Genomic DNA, 20,398 nt, shown 5'->3' with positions numbered 1-20,398 from the left:
GCCATTGCAGCGCGATTGCATCCCCCGCGACCAGCCTTCACCCGTGGGCGACGGACGGCTGCCGCCACGCGCCGCGTCAGGCCGCTGCGGCGTGGGTGTCGGGCGGCGGGTTCTCGTAACTCACCGCCAGGTCGTCGGCTGCCACGCCCACCCGGATCAAGGCGCCGTCGGCGATGTCGCCGGTGAGCAGCGCCCGGCCGATGCGGGTCTCGACCTCGCGCGCGATGAACCGCCGCAGCGGACGCGCACCGTAGACCGGGTCATAGCCGCGCACCGCGATCAGCCGCTGAGCCTCCGCGGTGACGTCGAGCGTGATCCGGCGGTCAGCCAGCCGATCGCGCAGCTGGTCGAACATCAGGTCGACGATCTGCTCGATCTCCTCCTGCGACAGCGGCTTGAAGAGCACGATCTCGTCGACCCGGTTGAGGAACTCCGGGCGGAAGTGTGCCCGCAGCGCCCCCATCACCCGGTCGCGGGCGTCCGGCCTGATCTCGCCGCCGGCCGCAGCTCCTTCGCTGAGGAACTCCGAGCCGACGTTCGACGTCATGATGACCACCGTGTTGCGGAAGTCGACCGTGCGGCCCTGCGCGTCGGTGAGCCGCCCGTCGTCCAACACCTGCAACAGAAGGTTGAAGACATCGGCGTGCGCCTTCTCGATCTCGTCGAAGAGCACGACGGAGTACGGCTTGCGCCGGACCGCCTCAGTCAGCTGGCCGCCCTCTTCGTACCCCACGTAGCCAGGGGGCGCGCCCACCAGCCGGCTGACGGTGTGGCGTTCCTGGTATTCACTCATGTCGATCCGGACCATGTTGTCCTCGGTGTCGAACAACGCCGCCGCCAGCGTCTTCGCCAACTCGGTCTTTCCGACGCCCGTCGGGCCGAGGAAGATGAACGAACCGATCGGCCGCCGCGGGTCCTTGATGCCCGAACGCGCCCGGATCACCGCATCGGCCACCAGGTCGACCGCTTCGTTCTGGCCGACCACTCGCTCGTGCAGGATCTCGTCCAGCCGTAGGAGCTTCTCCCGCTCGCCTTCCTGCAACCGGCTCACCGGGATGCCGGTCCACCGTGCCACGATGGTCGCGATCTCGTCCTCGGTGACGACCTCGCGCAGCAACCGGTGCCCGTTCTGCCGGGCGGAAAGTTGTGCCTCCTCGGCCCCGAGCCTGCGCTGGAGTTCGGGAAGCTTTCCGTGCCGGAGCTCCGCCGCCCGGTTCAGGTCGTAGTCACGCTCGGCCTGGTCCGCCTCGACACGCACCTGCTCGATCTCCTCGCGCAACGCCTGGACGCGATGCAGGGTATGGCGTTCGGCCTCCCACTGAGTGCGCATCGCGTCGGCCTCGGCGTGCAGATCCACGAGCTCCCGTCGCAGCTCCTCCAGGCGCTCCTGACTGGCCGCGTCGCTCTCCTTCGCCAGTGCCGCCTCCTCGATCTCCAGCCTGGTCACCCGACGGGTGAGTTCGTCGAGTTCGGCCGGCATCGAGTCGATCTCCGTACGCAGCATCGCGCAGGCCTCGTCTACGAGGTCGATCGCCTTGTCCGGCAGGAACCGGTCGGAGATGTAGCGGTGGCTCAGCACCGCCGCGGCGACGACCGCGTTGTCCTGGATCTTGACGCCGTGGAAGACCTCGAGTCGTTCGCGCAGCCCGCGCAGGATCGAGATGGTGTCCTCCACCGACGGCTCGTCGACCAGCACCGGTTGGAAGCGACGCTCCAGCGCGGCGTCCTTCTCGATCCGCTTGCGGTACTCGTCCATCGTCGTGGCGCCGATCATGTGCAGCTCACCGCGGGCGAGCATCGGCTTCAACATGTTGCCGGCGTCCATCGCGCCTTCGGCGGCACCGGCGCCCACGACCGTGTGCAGCTCGTCGATGAACAGCAGGATCCGGCCCTCGGCTGCCCTGACCTCACCGAGCACCGCCTTCAGCCGCTCCTCGAACTCTCCGCGGTACTTCGCGCCGGCCACCAGCGCACCCATGTCGAGGGCGAAGATCGTCTTGCCACGCAGGCCCTCCGGAACGTCGCCGTGGTTGATCCGTTGTGCCAGCCCTTCGACGATCGCGGTCTTGCCCACGCCCGGATCCCCTACCAGCACAGGGTTGTTCTTGGTCTTGCGGGACAGGATCTGGACGACCCGACGGATCTCGGTGTCGCGCCCGATCACCGGGTCGAGCCGAGCCGCGGCGGCGTCGGCGACGAGGTCGCGGCCGTACTTCTTCAGCGCTTCGTACGCACCTTCCGGGCTGGCCGAGGTCACCCGCTGGCTTCCGCGGATCGTCGCCAGGGCGTGCAGGAAGCGGTCCCGGGTGAGGCCCTGGCCGCGCAGGAGCCGCCCGGCCGCCGTCTCCGTACCCTCGTCGAGCAGAGCGATCACGAGGTGCTCCACCGACACGTACTCGTCCCCCAGCCGGCGCGCCTCCCGGTCCGCCGCGTCGAGTAGCCGGCTCAACCGCTGGGTGAGGAAGACCTGGCCAGGAGACACGCCCGGTCCCGACGTTCGGGGACGCCGGGCAAGCTCAGCCTCGAGTTCGGCCCTGAGCTGGTCGGAGTCGGCGCCGGTCTGGGCGAGCAGACGCGGCACCAGGCCGTCCGCCTGGTCCAGCAAGGCTGCCAGCAGGTGTTCGCCGTCGACCTCGGTGTGGCCCAGGCGTACGGCCGCGGTCTGGGCGTCGTGCAGGGCTTCCGACGACTTCTGGGTCAGCCGGTTCGGGTCCATGGTCGGCCTCCGGTCGGTCTGGGTTCGCTCGGTCGGGCAGACATCTCCTGGTGCGACCGCCGTAGGGTCGCTTCGAGCTCGGCGATGCGGTCGAGCAGGTCGACCACCAGGCCGATCGCGGCATAGTTGAGGCAGGCGCCCGCGCGGAGCCGCTCGATCCGGGCGAGCGCGACGAGTTGGTTCGGTGCGAAGACGAGCTGGCCGCGGGTGTCCCGCGTGGGTTCGAGGAGTCCGAGCCGGACCAGCCGGCGGACGAGGCAGGGATGGACTCCGGCCCGCCGGGCGAACGTCTCGAGGTCCATCAGGTCGGAAACCCGGCGGCTCTGTACGCGAACGACAGCGAACGTCATGACGTCCTCCTCCGGCCGGCACCGTCCCGCGACCGGGCTCCTTCGCGCGCGTCGAAGGGCGACACCTCCGCCAGTTCCTCCCACAGCCGGCGCTCCTCGGCACTGAGCCGCTCCGGCACCACGACCCGGGCTTCGGCGAACAGGTCTCCCGGGCGGCCATGCGGGTGGGGTAGACCACGGCCGCGCAACCGGAGCTTGCGTCCACCCGCCGTTCCCGGTGGGACCGTCACCTTCGCGGCACCACCGGGTGTGTCGAGGGTGACTGTCGCACCCAGGGCCGCCTCCCATGGCGCCAGCGGCAGGTCGACGTACAGGTCACGCCCGTCCACCCGGTAGCGCCGGTCAGGTGCCACGCGGACGACGAGATACAGGTCGCCGGCGTCCGCGCCCGCACTGCCGCGGCCGCCCTGGCCCGCCAACCGGATCCGTTGGCCATCCGTGACGCCTGCCGGGATCGACACCTCGAACGTCCTGGTCCCGTGCGGCCCGGCCAGGGAGATCGAACGCCGACCGCCGTGATAAGCCTCGGCCACGCTCACCTCGAGTTCGGCCTCCTGGTCCGCGCCAGGAACCGGGCCCCACCCGCGCCCGGCCGCACCGGTGAAGAGACCGCCGAACAACTCCTCCAGGTCGATGTCCTCACCGACACCGCCACCGACGCCACCGACGCCACCGCCGAAGTCGCCGCCGACCTCCGGGCCCATGCCGCGACGTCGGCCGCCGCGCCGGGCGCCGGCCCCCGCACCCGCGCCCGCCCGCGCCCGTCCGGCCGCACGGGCCCTGGACCAGGTTTCCGGGTCGATGCCCTCCGGCACCTGGCGGAAGTCGGGTCCGAAGGCGTCGTAACGCCTCCGGGTGTCAGGATCGGACAGGACGTCATAGGCCTCCGAGATGTCCTTGAAGCGCTCCTCCGCCGCCGGGTCCTTGTTGATGTCCGGGTGGTGCGCACGGGCGAGCTTGCGATAGGCGCGCTGGATCTCCTCCAGGCTCGCCGTCCTGGGTACTCCGAGAATCTCGTAGAAGTCCCGGTCCGCCATCGTCCCCCGTCACCTGCTCGGACTACTACTCGGACTTCGCGGCCACGACGACCGCGCTCGGACGCAGCTGGCGCTCAGGTTCGCCGTAACCCGGTCGTACGACATCGACGACGGCGCCGTCGGGCAGGTCGTCGGTGGCGACGGTGGCGACGGCCTCGTGACGTTCGGGGTCGAACCGCGCGCCCTTCTCGACGTCCTGGCGGGGGAACCCCAACCCGGCAAGGACCTTGAGCGCATGCTGACGGACGGCCCCGACGCCGGCGATGATGGAGTCCGAGTCAGCGTCGGCGTGCTGAAGCGCTCGGTCGAGGTCGTCCAGCACGGGAAGCCACTGCGCGGCGAGTCGGGTGCGTTCCTCTGCTCGCCCGAAGGCGATCTCGCGGGCCACCCGTTTGCGGGTGTTCTCGACCTCGGCCGCCGCCCGGTGCCACTTGTCCTCCAGGTCGGCGATGCGCTCGTGCAGTTCCGCGATGCGCTCGTGCAGTTCGGCGGCGCCGGCATCAGGCCCGACCCCCTCGGCCGATCCGGACGCGGATGCTGAAGGGGACGCGGGAGTGGATGCGGGCGTCGCGGCGTTGTCGTCTGACATGGCACTCAGTCCGTCGTGAACTCGGCGTCGATGACGTCCTCGTCGGATCCGCCCTGACCGCCCGGGCCACCGCCCGGACCGCCGGGCGTTCCTTCCCCACCTGGCTGGGTCCGGACCGCGCTGATGCTGTGGTAGACCTGCTGCAGGTCGCTCGTCAGACCGCGCAGGCGGTCCAGCGACACGGTGTCGTCCTTGACGGCCTGCCGCGCATCACCGACCAGCATCTGGGCACGAGCCCTCTCGTGCTCGGGAGCGGCGTCACCGACCTCGTTCAGGACGCGTTCGACGCTGTAGGCCACAGAATCGAGCTCGTTGCGTGCGTCGACCGTCTCACGCAACCGTGTGTCGTCGGCACGGAAGCGTTCGGCGTCGGCCACCATGCGTTCCACTTCGGCCCGGTCGAGGTTCGACGTGTCGCTGATCGTGATCTTCTGCTCCGCACCGGTGTCGCGGTCCCGCGCGGTGACATGGAGGATCCCGTTCGCGTCGATATCGAACGTCACCTCGACCTGCGGTTCGCCACGCGGTGCGGGTCGGATGTTCTCCAGCCGGAACCTCCCGAGCACGCGGTTGTCGGCCGCCCGCTCGCGTTCGCCCTGCAGGACAACGATGTCGACCGCCGACTGGTTGTCCTCAGCGGTGCTGAACGTCTCCGTGCGCCGGGCCGGGATCGTCGTGTTGCGCTCGATGACCTTCGTCATCACGCCGCCGAGCGTCTCGAGCCCCAGCGAGAGCGGCGTGACGTCGAGCAACAGCACGTCCTTCATCTCGCCCTTGAGCACGGCCGCCTGTGTGGCGGCACCCAGGGCGACCACCTCGTCCGGATTGACCGTCATGTTGGGATCCTTGCCGCCGGTCATCCGCCGGACGAGGCTCTGGATCGCCGGCATCCGGGTCGCGCCACCGACCAGGATCACCTCGTCGATGTCATCGGCGGTGACCTTGGCGTCTGCCATCGCCTGGCGTACCGGCTCGGTGCAGCGCTCCACCAGATCAGCGGTGATCTCCTCGAACGTCGAGCGCATCAACGTCGCCTGAAGATGCTTGGGACCCGAGGCGTCCGCGGTGACGAACGGCAGACTGATCGTGGTCTGCGTCACCGACGACAGTTCGACCTTCGCTTTCTCTGCCGCCTCGAACAACCGTTGCAACGCCTGCGGATCCACGCGCAGGTCGATCCCGTCGCTGCGCTGGAACTCCTCGGCCAGATGGTCGACGATCCGCCGGTCGAAGTCGTCACCGCCAAGGTGCGTGTCACCAGAGGTCGCCCGCACCTCCACCACGCCGTCGCCGACGTCGAGCAGGCTGACATCGAAGGTGCCACCACCGAGATCGAAGACCAGCACCGTCTCGTGCTGCAACCTGTCCAGGCCGTACGCGAGGGCCGCCGCCGTCGGCTCGTTGATGATCCGAAGCACCTCGAGGCCCGCGATTCGTCCGGCGTCCTTGGTCGCCTGGCGTTGTGCGTCGTTGAAGTACGCAGGAACGGTGACAACCGCCTCGGTGACCCGCTCGCCCAGATACTTCCCGGCGTCATCGGCGAGTTTGCGAAGAATCAGGGCAGAAATCTCCTCAGGCGAATACTGCTTTCCGCGAACCTCGAAACGCGCTGTGCCGTCGGGTCCCTCGACCACGTCGAAGGACACCGAGTGCTGCTCGCTCGAAATCTCCGAATAGCGGCGGCCGATGAAGCGTTTCGCCGAGTAGATCGTCCCCTTGGGATTCAGAATGGCCTGCCGACGGGCCAGCTGTCCGACCAGCCGTTCGCCCTGGTCGGTGAATGCCACGACTGAAGGCGTTGTCCGCGAACCTTCCGCATTGGGGATGACGGACGGTTTTCCACCCTCCATCGCCGCAATGACCGAGTTCGTCGTCCCTAGATCAATTCCCACCGCTGTCGCCATCGCCTGGCCCACTCTCGTCTATCGGTTCGAATTCCGTTTGTGGCCGGCAAAATCAGTGTCACGCGGCGTCAACACCGGCGGCAACCTGAACAAGGAAGGCATGCAGCGGGTCGAAAGGCCGTGCGAAAACTGGTGTCCGTCGCCTTCACCCCGATGGGGTGGCGCGCCCCCGCCGAGGTCCCGGCCATCCTGGGGACGTTCGTCACGTCGACCGGACGGTCGACCGCGTGGCAGCCGCGGTCCGGGCCGCCTTCTCGTCCCGGTACGCATCGCCCGGCTTCGTGACGCTTTCGGACGCGGTACCGAGGGACCTGACTTCACCCGGAATGGGTGACGCCCTTGTCGTGCGTTACGCGGACCGTGGTGTGTGGACGCCTTCGGAATGACGTAGGGGGCGCAGACCATTCAGGGGGTTGGGCCATGACAGACATGGGTGGACGCCGCGATACAGGCCGCTCGGCGCAGCAAGAAGCGCAGGATGCGGCCCAGCAGCGTGGCACCGAAGCGCAGCAGCGTGGAGCTGAGGCGCAGCAACGCGGTACGGAGGCACGGCCCACCGTTCCGGAGGCACGTCGTTCTGAGGAGGGGCGCCGGGCTCCGATGGGCATGGGCGCCGAATCTGGTTGGTTGACCTATGCCGGTACCGTCCTGGCCGTCCTCGGTGTGTTCCAGCTGATCTGGGGCCTCACCGCCCTGGTCAATACTGGGTACTACATCGTCGGGAGCACGGGACTCGCTGTGGCCTTCAACTACACGGCCTGGGCATGGATCCACATCGCTCTCGCCGCACTCCTCATCGGCACCGGCCTCGCGGTCTTCGGGGGCCAGGCATGGGGAAGGTATGTCGGGCTCGCGCTGGTCAGCCTCGCACTGATCGCGAACTTCCTCACGCTGGCCGCGTTCCCGATCTGGTCGATCGTCATGATCGCGGTCGACCTGATCGCCATCTACGCTCTCGCCGTTCACGGTCGGGACACGGAGACGGCTCGCGCCTGAGGGACGCAACCGCTCACAGAGGAACCGTCGGAAGGTCACCCCGCTCGGGGTGACCTTCCGGCGTCCTCGCCACGGGTCGTGACTACCTACCTGAGGAGTTCGAGCTGCAGTGCCCGCGCGATCGCCTCGCGCCGGCTGCCGACGCCGAGCTTGCGGTAGAGCGTCCGAAGATGCGACTTCACGGTGTTCACCGACAGGCAGAGATCCTGGGCGATCTCCTCGTTGGTGAGATGGGACGGCAGGTAGTGCAGGACAGCGCGTTCGCTCGCCGTCAACCGAACGGTCTGGTCCGGCGACTTCCAGGTGGCCGTGGGCTGGACGTCGAAGCGGTGCAGCAGGGCACTGCGGAAGCTCGCGTGCGGACCCTCCGGCGGAATCACGACGGTCAGCAGCGCCCGTACACCGCGGCCCGCGTCGAGGAAGACCCGGACGAGGCCGTCGTCACGGCCGAGGGCCAGGGCTTGTTCGAGGTAGCCGGTCGCCGATGCCTGGGTACCCAACCGCCGCTGCGCCGTCGCGGCAACCAGAAGCGCGGCGACGGTGTCGACGAGGCGGGTCTCTGCGGACGTACCCGACAGGCATGGCGTGACGGCGTCGAGCGCCGCCGCGGGATCTCCACTGGCGAGATGCAGGCGCCCGTCGGCCACCCGGACCGCTGCCGGCGTGGAATCCGATCCGCCAACCCGCCGCGGGTCCGTCGCGGCCGACAGAATGGCCCGACCCTGCACCGGATTGCCTTCCTGTAAAGCGATGTCGATCTCGAGCAGAGTGGCGTAACGCTTCACCTGGGTACGCAGCCGGACCGCGTCGTCCTTCGCCGTGGCGATCTCGGCCCTGGCCGCGCCCAGATCTCCTTGGTGGATGAGGATCCGGGCCCGGAGCAGGCCGTACAGTTCCCACAGCGGCGGGTCGGCCGAACCGGCGTCTCCGGCCGCGTCCGCGGCGTCTTCCCCCGGCGGCACGGCGATGGTGGCGAGCAGGTTCCACGCCTGGTCGAGCCGGTCCCGCTCGACGTCGATCACGACCTGGGCCATGTCGTACAGCAGGCGCACCGGGTCACTCGGCGGCTCACTTCGTTCACCCCGGATCGCGCGCTCGGCGCGTTCGAGCCGGCCGTCAACGGCGTCGAGCAACGCGAGCCAGGCATGCGCGCGGCGTTCCCACCGCCCGAAGCCGTTCTCGGCAAGAAGCGGCACCGCCCGAGCCAGGGACGTGCGCGCCGCGCTCAGGTGACCGTTCCACAGTTCCGCGATGCCGAGCCAGTACGCCAGCCCCGCAAGGCCGTTCCGGTGGTGTGACCGCAGTCCGGCACCGCCCATGTCGTCGAGAAGCTGGTGCGCACGGGTCATGACAGTAGCGTCGACGCGCCCGCGCAGGCAGCCCTGATGCAGCCGGAGCTCGGTGACCTTGACCTCGCGAGCGAGGCCGTCCACGGCTTCGGCCGGAGCCGTGGACGATGACAGGTCGTGCGTGGTCGTACCACCGTCCGCCATGCCCGACCCGTCAGGACCCGACCGGTCAGGACCCGACCCGTCAGGACCCGACACGACTGGACCCGACGAAACTGACAGGAACGCCTCGGCACCGTCGGGGTCGCCGGCGTTCAACCGGGCGGTCGCACAGACGGCCGCCAGCTCGGGGTTCGCCGCGATCTCGTCGGCGGGGATGCCGGCGAGCAACGGTTCGAGCGCGGCACCTTCGCCGTTGGCGGAGGCGCGGTCCCCGTCGCCGGCCAGGAGCGTGCCGGCCAACCGCCAGTCCCCCGCGGCCGCGGCGTTGCGTGCGGCGTCGACGAGGAACCCTCGGCGGGAGAGCCATCCGGCGGCCAACCGGTGCAGGCCGGCGATCTCGTCCGGCATCTCCCGACCGATCCGGTCGGTGAGGAACTCACGCAGCAGCGGGCTGTAGTGGTACCACGTGCGTTGCCGACCGACGGGTACGACGAGCGCGTTCTCGCGTTCGAGCACGTCGAGCGTCTTCTGCCCGTCGCTCCCGCCGGTGAGAACGTCGGCGAGCTCACCGGTGACCCTGTCGACCACGCACGTACGCAGGAGAAACCGCCGCAGCTGCGACGACCGCGAGCCAACGACCTCATCGGAGAGGTAGTCGGCGACGAGCGGCTCGTCACCGGTGAAGCCGGCCGGGTCCCGCCGCTGCGGCGGCTGGGCCTGCCACCACAGGGTCGCGAGCCGCAGGCCGGCCATCCATCCTCCGGTGCGTTCGAGCAGGCCGGCGATCTGAGGAGGCGCCAGGTCGAGACCGAACAGGGCGAAGAGGTCCCGCGTCTCGGCCGGCGTACACGCCAGCTCCGCCGGACCGATGTCGGCAAGTTCACCGGCCACCCGCAACCGGGCCAAGGACAGTGCGGGAAACCCACGGCCAGAAAGGACCAGTCGAAGCGTCGGCGGTGCGTGGCGGAGCAGGATCTCCAGGCCGGCAAGCAGTCTCCAGTCGGTGATCTCGTGCGCCTGGTCCAGGACGAGTACGACCGGATCGTCAAGCGGGGCAAGGGTGTCGAGCAACCGTTCGGCGAACTGTGGGTCCGCGAGGTCATCGTGCCCGGCCAGCTGCCCGAGGCTTTCGGAGCCGCGCCCACACACTCGGCGAAGTGCCTCCACGACGCAGGCCCAGAACACCTTCGGCTCGTTGTCGTTCCGGTCGCACGAGACCCAGGCGACACGTTGCCCGGTCGACCATGCCGACCACGAGGCCAGGAGCATCGTCTTTCCGGCACCGGCAGAGGCGTTGAGGACGGTCACCCGGCGCTCGGTCGCGTCGGTCAGGGCGTGAAAGAGCCGGGGCCTCGGCAGGACTGGAACCGCGGGCACCGGCGCCGACACCTTGGCGTCGAGAACGCTTCGCGGGCGTCCCTGGTCAAGGGGAACACGTGCGCGCGGGATCAACCGATCTGTCGGCGAACTCACCGCTTTGCTCAATCCTGGCTCGCGAGCCATGCCCCTCCTTCCCCGCCTGTCGAAGCCCCATCAGGCAAAGTTCACCCGTCGCGAGTGATCTTTGTCGATTCGCCATCCCAGCCCAGCTACCTTTCGACTATGCGCCCCGCCCGGCGTCCTCCGCGGGCTTTTCTGGTTGTTCGAAATCGGCACCTGCCCGCCGGAGAAACGCGAGACCATGACGCCCTGCCGCCTGGCTGGCTAGGAGATACCCGGCCGCCTCCACCCTGAACGCGACATCGGCCGCATCGCGAATGTGCGTTGACCAACCAACCCAGCTCAACCAACCCAGCACATATTCGGGCGGGAGCGCTATCGGCATTTTGACCTGAACGCACCAGACATCCGCAACGGACCAGACATACCGTGCGAACGTCGTCCCTGCGCGAGCGACCACGTGCTTGTCGTGGTCGTGGTCGACTCCTTTGGTCCGACCCGACTCACCGCCGGCTCGGCCGCCGCCGGCCGAACACCGTCACGAACATGTAGCTCATCCCGGCGGCGTGTGGGGAGAAGAACTCCACCACCTCGTCGTCGCACGACGTCGAGCCCACGGCGCCGAGCCGCACCACCTCGCCCCCGTGCTCCAGTGCCCCCAACGCATGCGTACCCAGGTGGACGATGCCGGCGCGCAGGGCGCTCTCGAGCTGGCTCAACCGGTAACCCCGGTTTCCGTACGCCCCCAGAACGTCGTGCAGATCGGTCAGGTAGTAGGCGTTGACGTGGGCGTCGGCCGTGTACCACTGCCCGACGGCCAGTCGCCGCGCCTCCTGCCGGAAGTCGCCTTGCCGCAGCAGCTCGACGGCACCCGCCCCATGGTCGCCGCGGCCCGGATGGTGGACGTAGACACCGGGCGCGAGCCCTTCGACGCCGCGGACGATGAGGTAGCAGTCGTGCAGGGCAGGCGCTCCGGGGGCGAGGCAGTCGGCCGCGATCCCGCGCGTCGAGCGGTCGAGCAGGGTCGAGAACGCTTCGAACGGCAGCTCCGCCTCGACGTCGAAATGCCGGGTCGACCGCCGGCGAGCGATGACATCCTCCACGGGCGCACCCGCGAGCTGGCCGGGCGACAGGGGCTCGAGTGGCACCAGGCGACCCCGCGGTTCCGCAGGCGTACGACGAAGAGCCGCGGCGCGCCACCGTTCCACCTCGGCGGCCGAGTCCAGACGGGACGCCGCATGGGTCCGCGGGATGAGCGGGAACTCCACCTCCCGGCCAGAGATCGCCTTGGTGGGGAGGTCGAGCGGCGCCATCTCCGGATGCCCGGCGGGAGGGCGGCGCCCATCCCGCCCGATCGCGCACATGGCCACCGTCGCCTCGCGTACGCCGTCAACGCCGAGCAGGTCGTTGACCTCCCGGTCGACGTAACCCAGCACCAGCGTGGCCGGAAGTCCGCAGGACGCGGCCAGGCCACGCACGTGCGACAGTGTCGTCCCCGCGTCCCAGTAGGCATGGCGGTACGCACGAGCCTTGTAGCGCCACGCATTCCGCCAGAACGTACTCGTCAGGGCGAGGACGACAGGAGCGGACGCCAGTGCCGGTTCGCCCCCGGTCGCGTCGACGAGGACGCCTCGGAAGTCGCCGGACCGCAACCGCCGCAGGCTGTGGTCGTGCGCGGCGTAGTGGTACAGCCCGGCGGGGAGGTCGGGAAGGTCACCGCAGACGAAGTACGCCTCGAGGTGGTAGCGCGCCCCCGTGCCGCCCGCGGCGCGGTAGTCGATGATCCGCCCGCCCCGCAGTGTCGTCCGCCGGTCGAGGACGCCGCAGGAGAAGAGCGCGATCCGGGCCAGCGTCGCGAGGTCGGGCTGGTCTGTGCCCGCCTGCGTCTCCGTGCCGACGCGGGCGAGCGCATCGAGTGCCGGCACGTCCGAACGCGGAAACTCCCGAGGGAGCGGGATCGGCGCGAGTGAGCTGTAGATCTTGTACGGATAGGGCTCGAGCGAACGGTCCTCCTCCCAGATCGCGTTCTCGAGCTGGGGCGGCGTCCCCATCGCGAAGGCCGGACCCTCAGCCTCCTCCCGGACCGAGTACTTCGTGGCGTCGTGAAACGCCCATGCCTTCGCGATGTCCTCGTTCCCGCTCATCTGAACCATTCTCGCCGGCCACTCGGGTGGCTCCGGAACGCAACGGATCCATCACAACCTGTCACCCGAAATCCGGACAGGACACCACGGAAAGTAGAAGAGGAATGAGGCGGCATAATTGCGGACAGCCACTGAGCACATACACGCGATGACGCTTTGCAGAGCGCAGATAACAATGCGTGATAACCGGGCTTGACAGGAACACTCACGTGCTACAGGCTCGCCCCGACTCATCGTGCCAAGATCCGCGGACTCATCGGCTGGGGCTGTGTCGATTAGCAGGGGCTGTGTCGATTAGCAAATCTGGAGGAACGTCGATGCGAGACGTCCAGAAGGGCCGGAAGTCGTGGCTGGAGCGGCTCACCTCACCCCCCGAAACAGAAGGTGACGACAACGTGGCCAACGACGCCCACCGGTTCGAGCGCACCCTCGAACCCGGCCCTCCGGCACCGCGGGATCCCCACGTCCCCGAGGGCTTCGAGGCCTTCGCCCCGCCCGGCCTGCGTCCACCGCCGTCCGACGATCTGAAGAGTGCACCACCCGAGCGCGCCAACGGCATGCCCGGACCCGGTCCAGGCCCAGGCCCGGGCTTCGAGCCCCGCGACCGTGGCCAGTTCGAACCCCCGCAGTTCGTCGACACCCCGCCGTTCGAGCAGGGGCGAGTCGACGCCGGGCGGACGTTCGATCCGGATCGGGGCCGGTTCGACCCCGATCGGGGCAAGACCGACAGCCCGCTCGGACCCGACCGTAGCCAGTTCGAGGCGGACCGCAGTCGATTCGAGCCCGACCGCAGCCCGTTCGAGCCCAAGCCGCACGAATCCACCTCTCGCCCACCAGTTCCGACGTCCGCGGCCACCACGCCGCGCGACTCCTGGGAAGGTCCCGTGACCACCTCGACCCGCTCCGACGACGCCACGCCCTCGGACACCCCGCGACTCCAGTCCGTCCCGTCCACGCCGAGTGGGATCACCTGGCAACCCGACGCGAGTCAGGCCGGAAACCAGTCCCTCGGCGAGCCGAAGCACTCCGACATCCAGGACAGCCGCGACGAGGACGACAGTGACCCGCTCGAGGACACCGGCGAGGAGTTGTCACGGCCCAGCGAGGCCGAGCAGCTCGAGGCCGCTCGCAAGCGGCACGTGGAGGAACTCCAGCACCGCTGGCTCGTCACCCAGGCGCAGATCCTCGACGACCCGCGTGACGCGGTTCGCGAGGCCGGCCTGCTCATCGGGGACGCGATGCAGTTCGTCACCTCGACGTTCACCGACCACCGCGACCGCATCGAGCGGGAGTGGCGGCACAACGACAGCATGAGCACCGACGAGCTGCGTACGGTCATGCGGCGTTACCGGAACCTCTTCCAGTACGTCCTGTCCGCGTCACAGCTCCCCGACCTGTAGGGGTCGGAGCCTCCAGACCCTCGACGATGCTCCTGCGAGACAGCCCGACAGCGACGCTGCGTGGTATCACCATGCCCGCACGGCGCCACATCGCCGTTGTGACGTGTCCGTCACGTATGGAGTTGAAACCGACGACTACGCTTGGCCCCGGAAGCCCAAAGACGGTTCGAACCATGATGGTGAGTGGAAGAGGCGATTAACGCCGTGGCGTCCCAGTCCTCGCACAACGACCCGCTGTCCCAGTTTGGGACAAATGAGTGGCTCGTCGACGAGATGTACCAGCGCTACCTCAAAGATCCCGACTCGGTGGACAAGGCGTGGCTGGCGTTCTTCCGTGACTACCACCCCGAGTCCAACGGTCGCGACCGGGACGAGGGCACCGCCCCGCCCGGCGAGAAGCGTTCCGCGGCCACCTCGCTCGGGCCGGCCCCGCGCCCCAAGGTCCATCCCTCCGGCTCCGACCCGGGGCCGTCGACCACCACGCGACCGGCCAGGCCCTCCGCCAGCCCCGGCGGCCCCGCACGGGCGACGGCGCGCACCGGCGAACCCAAGGCGCCGACCGCCCCGTCCACGGTCCCGACGGGTGGCCAGGCGGCGCCTCCGGCCAAGGAGGGCGCCCAGCCGGCCGCCGCCGCCGAGAAGCCGGAGCTGGTGCCCCTGCGTGGTGCCGCGGCGCGCACCGCCAAGAACATGGACCAGAGCCTCACCGTCCCCACCGCCACCAGCGTGCGGCAGGTCCCGGTGAAGCTGCTGATCGACAACCGCATCGTCATCAACAACCACCTGGCCCGCTCGCGCGGCGGCAAGGTCAGCTTCACCCACATCATCGGCTACGCCATCGCCAAGGCCGTCCGGTCGATGCCGGAGATGAACTACAGCTACACCGAGGCCGACGGCAAGCCGGCCATGGTCAAGCCCCCGCACCTCTCACTCGGCCTCGCGATCGACATCCAGAAGCCGGACGGCACCCGGCAGCTGCTCGTGCCCAACATCAAGGCCGCCGAGACCCTCGACTTCGCCTCGTTCTGGGGTGCGTACGAGGACGTCGTACGCCGCGCCCGGACCAACAAGCTGACCGTCGAGGACTTCCAGGGCACCACCATCAGCCTCACGAACGTCGGCACGGTCGGCACCACCCACCCGGTACCGCGGCTGATGGCCGGCCAGAGCGCCATCGTCGGGGTCGGCGCGATGGAGTACCCGGCCGAATACCAGGGCGCGGCCGAGGAGACGCTCAACCGGCTCGCCGTCAGCAAGACCATGACACTGACCTCGACCTACGACCACCGGGTCATCCAGGGCGCACAGTCGGGTGACTTCCTGCGCCGAGTGCACCACCTGCTCCTCGGCGAGGACGACTTCTACGAGGACATCTTCGCCGCCCTGCGGATCCCGTACGAACCGGTCCGCTGGGTCTCCGACATCCCCACCTCGCACGACGACGAGATCGGCCGGCAGGCCAGGGTGCTGGAGCTGATCCACGCCTACCGCGTGCGCGGCCACCTGATCGCCGACACCGACCCGCTCGACTACAAGGTCCGCCGGCACGCCGACCTCGACGTCGTGACGCACGGGCTCACGCTGTGGGACCTCGACCGGGAGTTCGCCACCGGGAGCTTCGGCAGCGGCAAGCGTTTCATGATGCTGCGGCACATCCTCGGCCTGCTGCGCGATGCGTACTCCCGCACGGTCGGCATCGAGTACATGCACATCCAGGAGCCGGAGGAACGCCGCTGGATCCAGGACCGCGTCGAACGTCCGCAGGACAAGCTCCCCCGCACCGAGCAGCTGCGCATCCTCGCCAAGCTCAACCAGGCCGAGGCGTTCGAGACGTTCCTGCAGACGAAGTACGTCGGGCAACGGCGGTTCAGCCTGGAGGGTGGCGAGTCCGCGATCGCACTGCTCGACGAGATCTGCGAGCAGGCCGCGATGGCCGACCTCGACGAGGTGACCATCGGCATGGCCCACCGCGGCCGGCTCAACGTGCTTGCCAACATCGCCGGCAAGAGCCCGGCACACATCTTCCGGGAGTTCGAGGGCAACATCGACCCGCGGACGATCCAGGGTTCCGGCGACGTGAAGTACCACCTGGGTGCCGAGGGTGAGTTCACCGCCGACAGCGGCGCCCGGATCAAGGTGTCCGTCGCGGCGAACCCGTCCCACCTGGAGGCGGTCGACCCGGTGCTGGAGGGCATCGCGCGGGCCAAGCAGGACATCCTCAACCGCGGGCTCGACTTCCCGGTGCTGCCGGTGCTCATCCACGGCGACGCGGCGTTCGCCGGCCAGGGCGTGGTTGCCGAGACGCTCAACCTCTCGCAACTGCGCGGCTACCGCACCGGCGGCACGATCCACGTGATCGTCAACAACCAGGTCGGGTTCACGACCGCGCCCACGGCGTCGCGGTCGTCGACGTACTGCACCGACGTCGCACGGATGATCCAGGCGCCGATCTTCCACGTCAACGGTGACGACCCCGAGGCCTGCATCCGGGTGGCGCGGCTGGCGTTCGACTACCGCCAGACGTTCCACAAGGACGTCGTGCTCGACGTGATCTGCTACCGCCGCCGTGGTCACAACGAGGGCGACGACCCGTCGTTCACCCAGCCGCGGATGTACGACCTGATCGAGCAGAAGCGCTCGGTCCGCAAGCTCTACACCGAGGCACTCATCGGCCGCGGCGACATCTCGGTCGAGGAGGCCGAGCAGGCGCTGCAGGATTACCAGGAACGCCTGGAGCGGGTGTTCGCCGAGGTTCGTGCCGCGAAGAGCGCTCCAGCCGAGGACGACTACGTCACCGCTCCGGAGTACCCCGAGAAGCCGGCGGCGGAGCTCGAGACCGCCGTGCCGCTGGAGGTGCTCAAGCGGATCTCCGACGCCCACGTATCTGTGCCCGAGGGTTTCACGGTGCACCAGAAGGTGCTCCCGCAACTGCAGCGGCGCGCCGCCGCCATCACGGAGGGCCCCATCGACTGGGCGACGGCGGAGATGGTGGCGTTCGGTTCGCTGCTCATGGCCGGCCGGCCGGTGCGGCTCGCCGGGCAGGACAGCCGGCGCGGCACCTTCGTACAGCGGTTCGCCACCATCATCGACCGGCACAACGGCGACGAGTGGACTCCGCTCGCCAACCTCGACGAGCAGCAGGGGACGTTCTACGTCTACGACTCCCTGCTGAGCGAGTTCGCGGCGATGGGCTTCGAGTACGGCTACTCGGTGGCGCGGCCCGACGCGCTGGTCTGCTGGGAGGCGCAGTTCGGGGACTTCGCCAACGGCGCCCAGACGATCATCGACGAGTTCATCTCGTCGGGCGAGGCCAAGTGGGGTCAGCAGTCCGGAGTCGTCCTCCTGCTCCCCCACGGATACGAAGGCCAGGGACCCGACCACTCCTCGGCCCGGATCGAACGCTTCCTGCAGATGGGTGCGGGCGACTCGATGACGATCGCGCAGCCGTCGCTGCCGTCCAACTACTTCCACCTGTTGCGTTGGCACGCCCTGGGCGCCGTGCACCGTCCACTCGTCGTCTTCACACCGAAGTGGATGCTGCGAAGCAAGGCGGCGACGAGCCAGCCGGCGGAGTTCACGAGCGGGCGGTTCCGTCCGGTCATCGCCGACGACGTGGTTGACCCTGCCGGCGTCAGGCAGGTCCTGCTCTGCTCGGGGAAGGTGTCGTGGGAACTGCTGGCCGAACGCAAGCGCCGGCAGGGTGATCGAACCGCGATCGTCCGGCTGGAGCAGCTCAGCCCGCTCCCCGTCGACGCGATCAAGGCCGAGCTCGCGAAGTACCCGCACGCGGAGATTCGCTGGGTGCAGGACGAGCCGGCCAACCAGGGTCCGTGGCCGCACATCGCGCTCAACCTGGTGCCGCAGATCGACGGGCGAGGCATCGAGCTCGTCGCGCGACCTTCGTCGGCAGCGCCGGCGGTGGGGTCCACGTCGGTCCACGGCATCGAGCAGGCCACCCTGCTCTCCGACGCCTACAGCTGAGCCTGGGCTCGCGTCTCCCCTGCGAAGGTCTGCATCGTGTACTTCACCGATCGTGGTATCGAGGAGCTGTCCGACCGGCGTGGCGAGGAGGAGGTCAGTCTCGCCTGGCTGGCCGACCGGCTGCGGGAGTTCGTCGACCTCAACCCCGAGTTCGAGACGCCGGTCGAACGCCTGGCGACCTGGCTCGCCCGCCTCGACGACGAGGACGACGACTGAGAACCTGCGGGACTCCGATACGTACGGTTTGGCCAGGTTCCTGCCCTTCACGCTGGATCCGCCGTGGATAGAAACGTAGCCACAATCGCCGTTGATGGCTACACTTTTATCCATGCTCGATGCGGAAGAACTGTCCGGCCTACCTGCGACCTTCACCACTGGTGAGGCGCTGCAGGCCGGCGTACACCCTCGTGATCTCTACCGCCTTCGCGACCAGGGAGACCTGAACGAGTTGTCGCGAGGGGTCTTTCGCAGGGCCGACGCGCCCGTGCCGCTGTATCCCGACCTGCTCGCGGTCGCGCGGCGGGTACCGCAGGCAGTGGTGTGCCTGACCTCTGCGCTGGCGCTCCACGACCTGACCGACGACATCCCCGCGGCCGTCCACATCGCCGTGCCACGCACCTCGCGCCCGCCGCACATCGATCACCCGCCGACCGAGGTGTCGCGCTTCGACGTCGACACGTTCGAGCTGGGCGTGGAGTTGGTGGAGGCGGCCGAAGGTGAACACGTCCGCGTCTATTCCGCACCAAGGACCGTGGTGGACGTGTTCCGGCTGAGAGCGCGCCTCGGCGAGGCGACGGCACTCATTGCGTTGCGACGCTACCTCGCAGGACGCGATGCCCGCGTGGGCGAGCTCGTCGAGTTCGCGCGTGCCCTGCATGTGGCCGGGCCGTTGCGGGCCGCCCTCGACGTCCTGACGGCGAGCTGACCATGCCGGTGACGCGAGGGACCGCTGCAGGACGCGCCTATCTGGACCTGCAGAACCGCGCCCGCCGGGAACGCCGCCCGACCCAGGAGCTGCTGACGTTCTACGTCCTCGAGCGGTTTCTCGCCCGCATCGCCGCATCTGAACACCGCGACGAGTTCGTCCTCAAGGGGGGACTGCTGCTCGCCGTCCTTGACGCGCGCCGTCCTACGCAGGATGCAGACCTGCTCGCCCGGCGCATCTCTGCGGATCAGGCAACCGTGGCCGCACGGGTCGTGGAAGTGTGTCAGCTGCGCCTTGCCGAGGACGACGGCGTCGACTTCCTGACCACGACCGTGCGTACCTCCGCCATCCGCGACGACGGCCTCTACGGTGGCGTTCGCATCACGATGGACGCTCACGTCGCGCAGGCGCGGGTCAAGTTGAAACTCGACGTCAACGTCGGTGATCCGGTCACTCCCGCACCAGTCGAGCTTGCCTACCCCGTGCTCCGCGACGGCCCACCGATCTGCATCCTCGGATACCCGCTGGTGACCGTCCTGGCGGAGAAGCTCTGCACGGCCGTCAGCCTCGGCGAGGGGAACACCCGGGTCAGGGACTACGTGGACATGTGGACATTGACGGGCAGGCACGACCTCGACTACTCCGAAGCAAGAGCCGCGGTCGAGAAGACGGCACACTACCGCGGCACTCCCCTTCGGCGGCTCGGCGAGGCGATCGGCGGCCTGATCGAGATCCGTCGCCCTGCGTACGCCGCGTTCCGCCGGCAACTCGGAGTCGACGGCGATCCTCTGCCATCGAGTTTCGACCGCCTCGTGCGCGACGTCGCGCTCTATGCCGACCCGATCCTGGACCTGACGGCGGCCGGCGGGACCTGGCGAGCTGATCGGCGCGCCTGGCAGTAGCCGCACGAGCAGTCACAACGTCCAGTGCTGGCCGGCCCTCAGTCGGGTTTGATCTCCGTCTCGGCCTTCGGGCGGCCGTTGACGCAGGTCACGACGACTTTCACCTTCACGTCGTCGCCCTCGAACTCCACCGACGCGGTGCTGTCCGGTCCACGCTCCGCCTCCTCGGTCTCGAAGTCCGGATGTGGGCTCCAGGAGGTGAGGTACGCCTGGTCGCCGTCGCACCTGGCAAGGACTGTGCCACCTCGGGAGGGGAAGCTCGTCACCGCCGGAGTCGATCCTTCCTCCCCCACCGGTGGGGTGGTCGGCGGCTCACCCGTCGGGGTCGCCGAGGTGCTCGGGTCGGGCCGGACAGCGGTGGGTTCCGGCGTCGCTTCGGCACTCGCCTTCGCGAGCGCCCGGGCGACGGCGTCGCTGCTCAAGGGTTGGCTCGTCCCGTCGGTGAGCCCTCGGCCAAGGAGGGAGATCGCGAGGACCCCGACCGTCACCGCGACCGTGGCCACGGCGAGCCAGCCGAGGACGCCGAGGAGGACACGTCGACGAGGCATGGCCCCAGCGTGCCC

General features: G+C 69.0%; 14 protein-coding genes. 6 read left to right on the top strand and 8 right to left on the bottom strand.

What is annotated here, in order from left to right; translation table 11 throughout:
- Positions 1 to 76: 76 nt before the first annotated feature.
- Genes clpB through dnaK form a run of 5 tightly spaced genes read right to left on the bottom strand, consistent with a single transcriptional unit; the run spans position 77 to position 6,596 of the window.
- Complete coding sequence (clpB, locus tag ABN028_RS08690; RefSeq protein WP_349696231.1) at positions 77 to 2,716, bottom strand: ATP-dependent chaperone ClpB; 2,640 nt, start codon at positions 2,714 to 2,716, stop codon at positions 77 to 79.
- Positions 2,698 to 3,066, bottom strand: a complete 369-nt coding sequence (locus ABN028_RS08685; RefSeq protein WP_349332039.1) for a chaperone modulator CbpM — start codon at positions 3,064 to 3,066, stop codon at positions 2,698 to 2,700. The genes clpB and ABN028_RS08685 overlap by 19 nt, the downstream gene beginning before the upstream one ends.
- Entirely contained in the window at positions 3,063 to 4,103 is a 1,041-nt protein-coding gene (locus ABN028_RS08680) for a DnaJ C-terminal domain-containing protein (protein ID WP_349696230.1), read from the bottom strand. Before ABN028_RS08680 ends, ABN028_RS08685 begins: the two co-directional genes overlap by 4 nt.
- Before the next feature lie 25 nt (positions 4,104 to 4,128).
- Positions 4,129 to 4,692 carry a nucleotide exchange factor GrpE gene (locus tag ABN028_RS08675; RefSeq protein WP_349332037.1) on the bottom strand — a complete coding sequence of 188 codons (564 nt, stop codon included), beginning with the start codon at positions 4,690 to 4,692 and terminating at the stop codon, positions 4,129 to 4,131.
- A 5-nt stretch (positions 4,693 to 4,697) separates the two neighbouring features.
- Positions 4,698 to 6,596 carry a molecular chaperone DnaK gene (gene dnaK / locus ABN028_RS08670; RefSeq protein ID WP_349332036.1) on the bottom strand — a complete coding sequence of 633 codons (1,899 nt, stop codon included), beginning with the start codon at positions 6,594 to 6,596 and terminating at the stop codon, positions 4,698 to 4,700.
- A 420-nt stretch (positions 6,597 to 7,016) separates the two neighbouring features.
- On the opposite strand from dnaK, the gene ABN028_RS08665 reads away from it, so the two are divergent.
- Entirely contained in the window at positions 7,017 to 7,592 is a 576-nt protein-coding gene (locus tag ABN028_RS08665; RefSeq protein WP_349696229.1) for a DUF7144 family membrane protein, read from the top strand.
- An 86-nt stretch (positions 7,593 to 7,678) separates the two neighbouring features.
- Here ABN028_RS08665 and ABN028_RS08660 read toward each other — a convergent pair whose 3' ends face one another.
- The gene (locus tag ABN028_RS08660) at positions 7,679 to 10,420 is read right to left on the bottom strand and encodes a winged helix-turn-helix domain-containing protein (protein WP_349696228.1); all 2,742 of its coding nucleotides are present in this window, start codon (positions 10,418 to 10,420) and stop codon (positions 7,679 to 7,681) included.
- 566 nt (positions 10,421 to 10,986) lie between these two features.
- Entirely contained in the window at positions 10,987 to 12,627 is a 1,641-nt protein-coding gene (locus tag ABN028_RS08655; RefSeq protein WP_349696227.1) for a SagB family peptide dehydrogenase, read from the bottom strand.
- 317 nt (positions 12,628 to 12,944) lie between these two features.
- Between ABN028_RS08655 and ABN028_RS08650 the strand changes: the two genes are divergently transcribed.
- From ABN028_RS08650 to ABN028_RS08630, 5 genes are all read left to right on the top strand, one after another.
- The gene (locus ABN028_RS08650; RefSeq protein WP_349332032.1) at positions 12,945 to 14,027 is read left to right on the top strand and encodes a hypothetical protein; all 1,083 of its coding nucleotides are present in this window, start codon (positions 12,945 to 12,947) and stop codon (positions 14,025 to 14,027) included.
- Between the two features lie 183 nt (positions 14,028 to 14,210).
- A complete protein-coding gene (locus ABN028_RS08645) occupies positions 14,211 to 18,008 on the top strand; it encodes a multifunctional oxoglutarate decarboxylase/oxoglutarate dehydrogenase thiamine pyrophosphate-binding subunit/dihydrolipoyllysine-residue succinyltransferase subunit (RefSeq protein WP_502879172.1) in 3,798 nt (1,265 codons plus the stop codon).
- A gap of 36 nt (positions 18,009 to 18,044) precedes the next feature.
- A complete protein-coding gene (locus ABN028_RS08640) occupies positions 18,045 to 18,224 on the top strand; it encodes a DUF6104 family protein (RefSeq protein ID WP_349332031.1) in 180 nt (59 codons plus the stop codon).
- A gap of 112 nt (positions 18,225 to 18,336) precedes the next feature.
- Positions 18,337 to 18,933, top strand: a complete 597-nt coding sequence (locus ABN028_RS08635) for a type IV toxin-antitoxin system AbiEi family antitoxin domain-containing protein (protein ID WP_349696226.1) — start codon at positions 18,337 to 18,339, stop codon at positions 18,931 to 18,933.
- 2 nt (positions 18,934 to 18,935) lie between these two features.
- On the top strand, positions 18,936 to 19,835 hold the full coding sequence (locus ABN028_RS08630) for a nucleotidyl transferase AbiEii/AbiGii toxin family protein (RefSeq protein ID WP_349696225.1): 900 nt from the start codon (positions 18,936 to 18,938) through the stop codon (positions 19,833 to 19,835).
- 38 nt (positions 19,836 to 19,873) lie between these two features.
- Here the strand turns inward: ABN028_RS08630 and ABN028_RS08625 are convergent, their stop codons facing one another.
- A complete protein-coding gene (locus ABN028_RS08625) occupies positions 19,874 to 20,383 on the bottom strand; it encodes a hypothetical protein (RefSeq protein ID WP_349696224.1) in 510 nt (169 codons plus the stop codon).
- Positions 20,384 to 20,398 lie beyond the last annotated feature (15 nt).

Origin of the sequence: Actinopolymorpha sp. B17G11, from assembly GCF_040196095.1 — a bacterium.
Taxonomy (GTDB): Bacteria; Actinomycetota; Actinomycetes; order Propionibacteriales; family Actinopolymorphaceae; genus Thermasporomyces.
The sequence above is the reverse complement of the archived record's forward strand: the minus strand, read 5'-3'. Positions and strand labels throughout refer to the sequence as shown.

Coding starts and splice junctions, on each gene's coding strand:
- clpB (WP_349696231.1), bottom strand. CDS start 2,716: ATGGACCCGAACCGGCTGACCCAGAAGTCGTCGGAAGCCCTGCACGAC.
- ABN028_RS08685 (WP_349332039.1), bottom strand. CDS start 3,066: ATGACGTTCGCTGTCGTTCGCGTACAGAGCCGCCGGGTTTCCGACCTG.
- ABN028_RS08680 (WP_349696230.1), bottom strand. CDS start 4,103: ATGGCGGACCGGGACTTCTACGAGATTCTCGGAGTACCCAGGACGGCG.
- ABN028_RS08675 (WP_349332037.1), bottom strand. CDS start 4,692: ATGTCAGACGACAACGCCGCGACGCCCGCATCCACTCCCGCGTCCCCT.
- dnaK (WP_349332036.1), bottom strand. CDS start 6,596: ATGGCGACAGCGGTGGGAATTGATCTAGGGACGACGAACTCGGTCATT.
- ABN028_RS08665 (WP_349696229.1), top strand. CDS start 7,017: ATGACAGACATGGGTGGACGCCGCGATACAGGCCGCTCGGCGCAGCAA.
- ABN028_RS08655 (WP_349696227.1), bottom strand. CDS start 12,627: ATGAGCGGGAACGAGGACATCGCGAAGGCATGGGCGTTTCACGACGCC.
- ABN028_RS08650 (WP_349332032.1), top strand. CDS start 12,945: ATGCGAGACGTCCAGAAGGGCCGGAAGTCGTGGCTGGAGCGGCTCACC.
- ABN028_RS08635 (WP_349696226.1), top strand. CDS start 18,337: ATGCTCGATGCGGAAGAACTGTCCGGCCTACCTGCGACCTTCACCACT.
- ABN028_RS08630 (WP_349696225.1), top strand. CDS start 18,936: ATGCCGGTGACGCGAGGGACCGCTGCAGGACGCGCCTATCTGGACCTG.
- ABN028_RS08625 (WP_349696224.1), bottom strand. CDS start 20,383: ATGCCTCGTCGACGTGTCCTCCTCGGCGTCCTCGGCTGGCTCGCCGTG.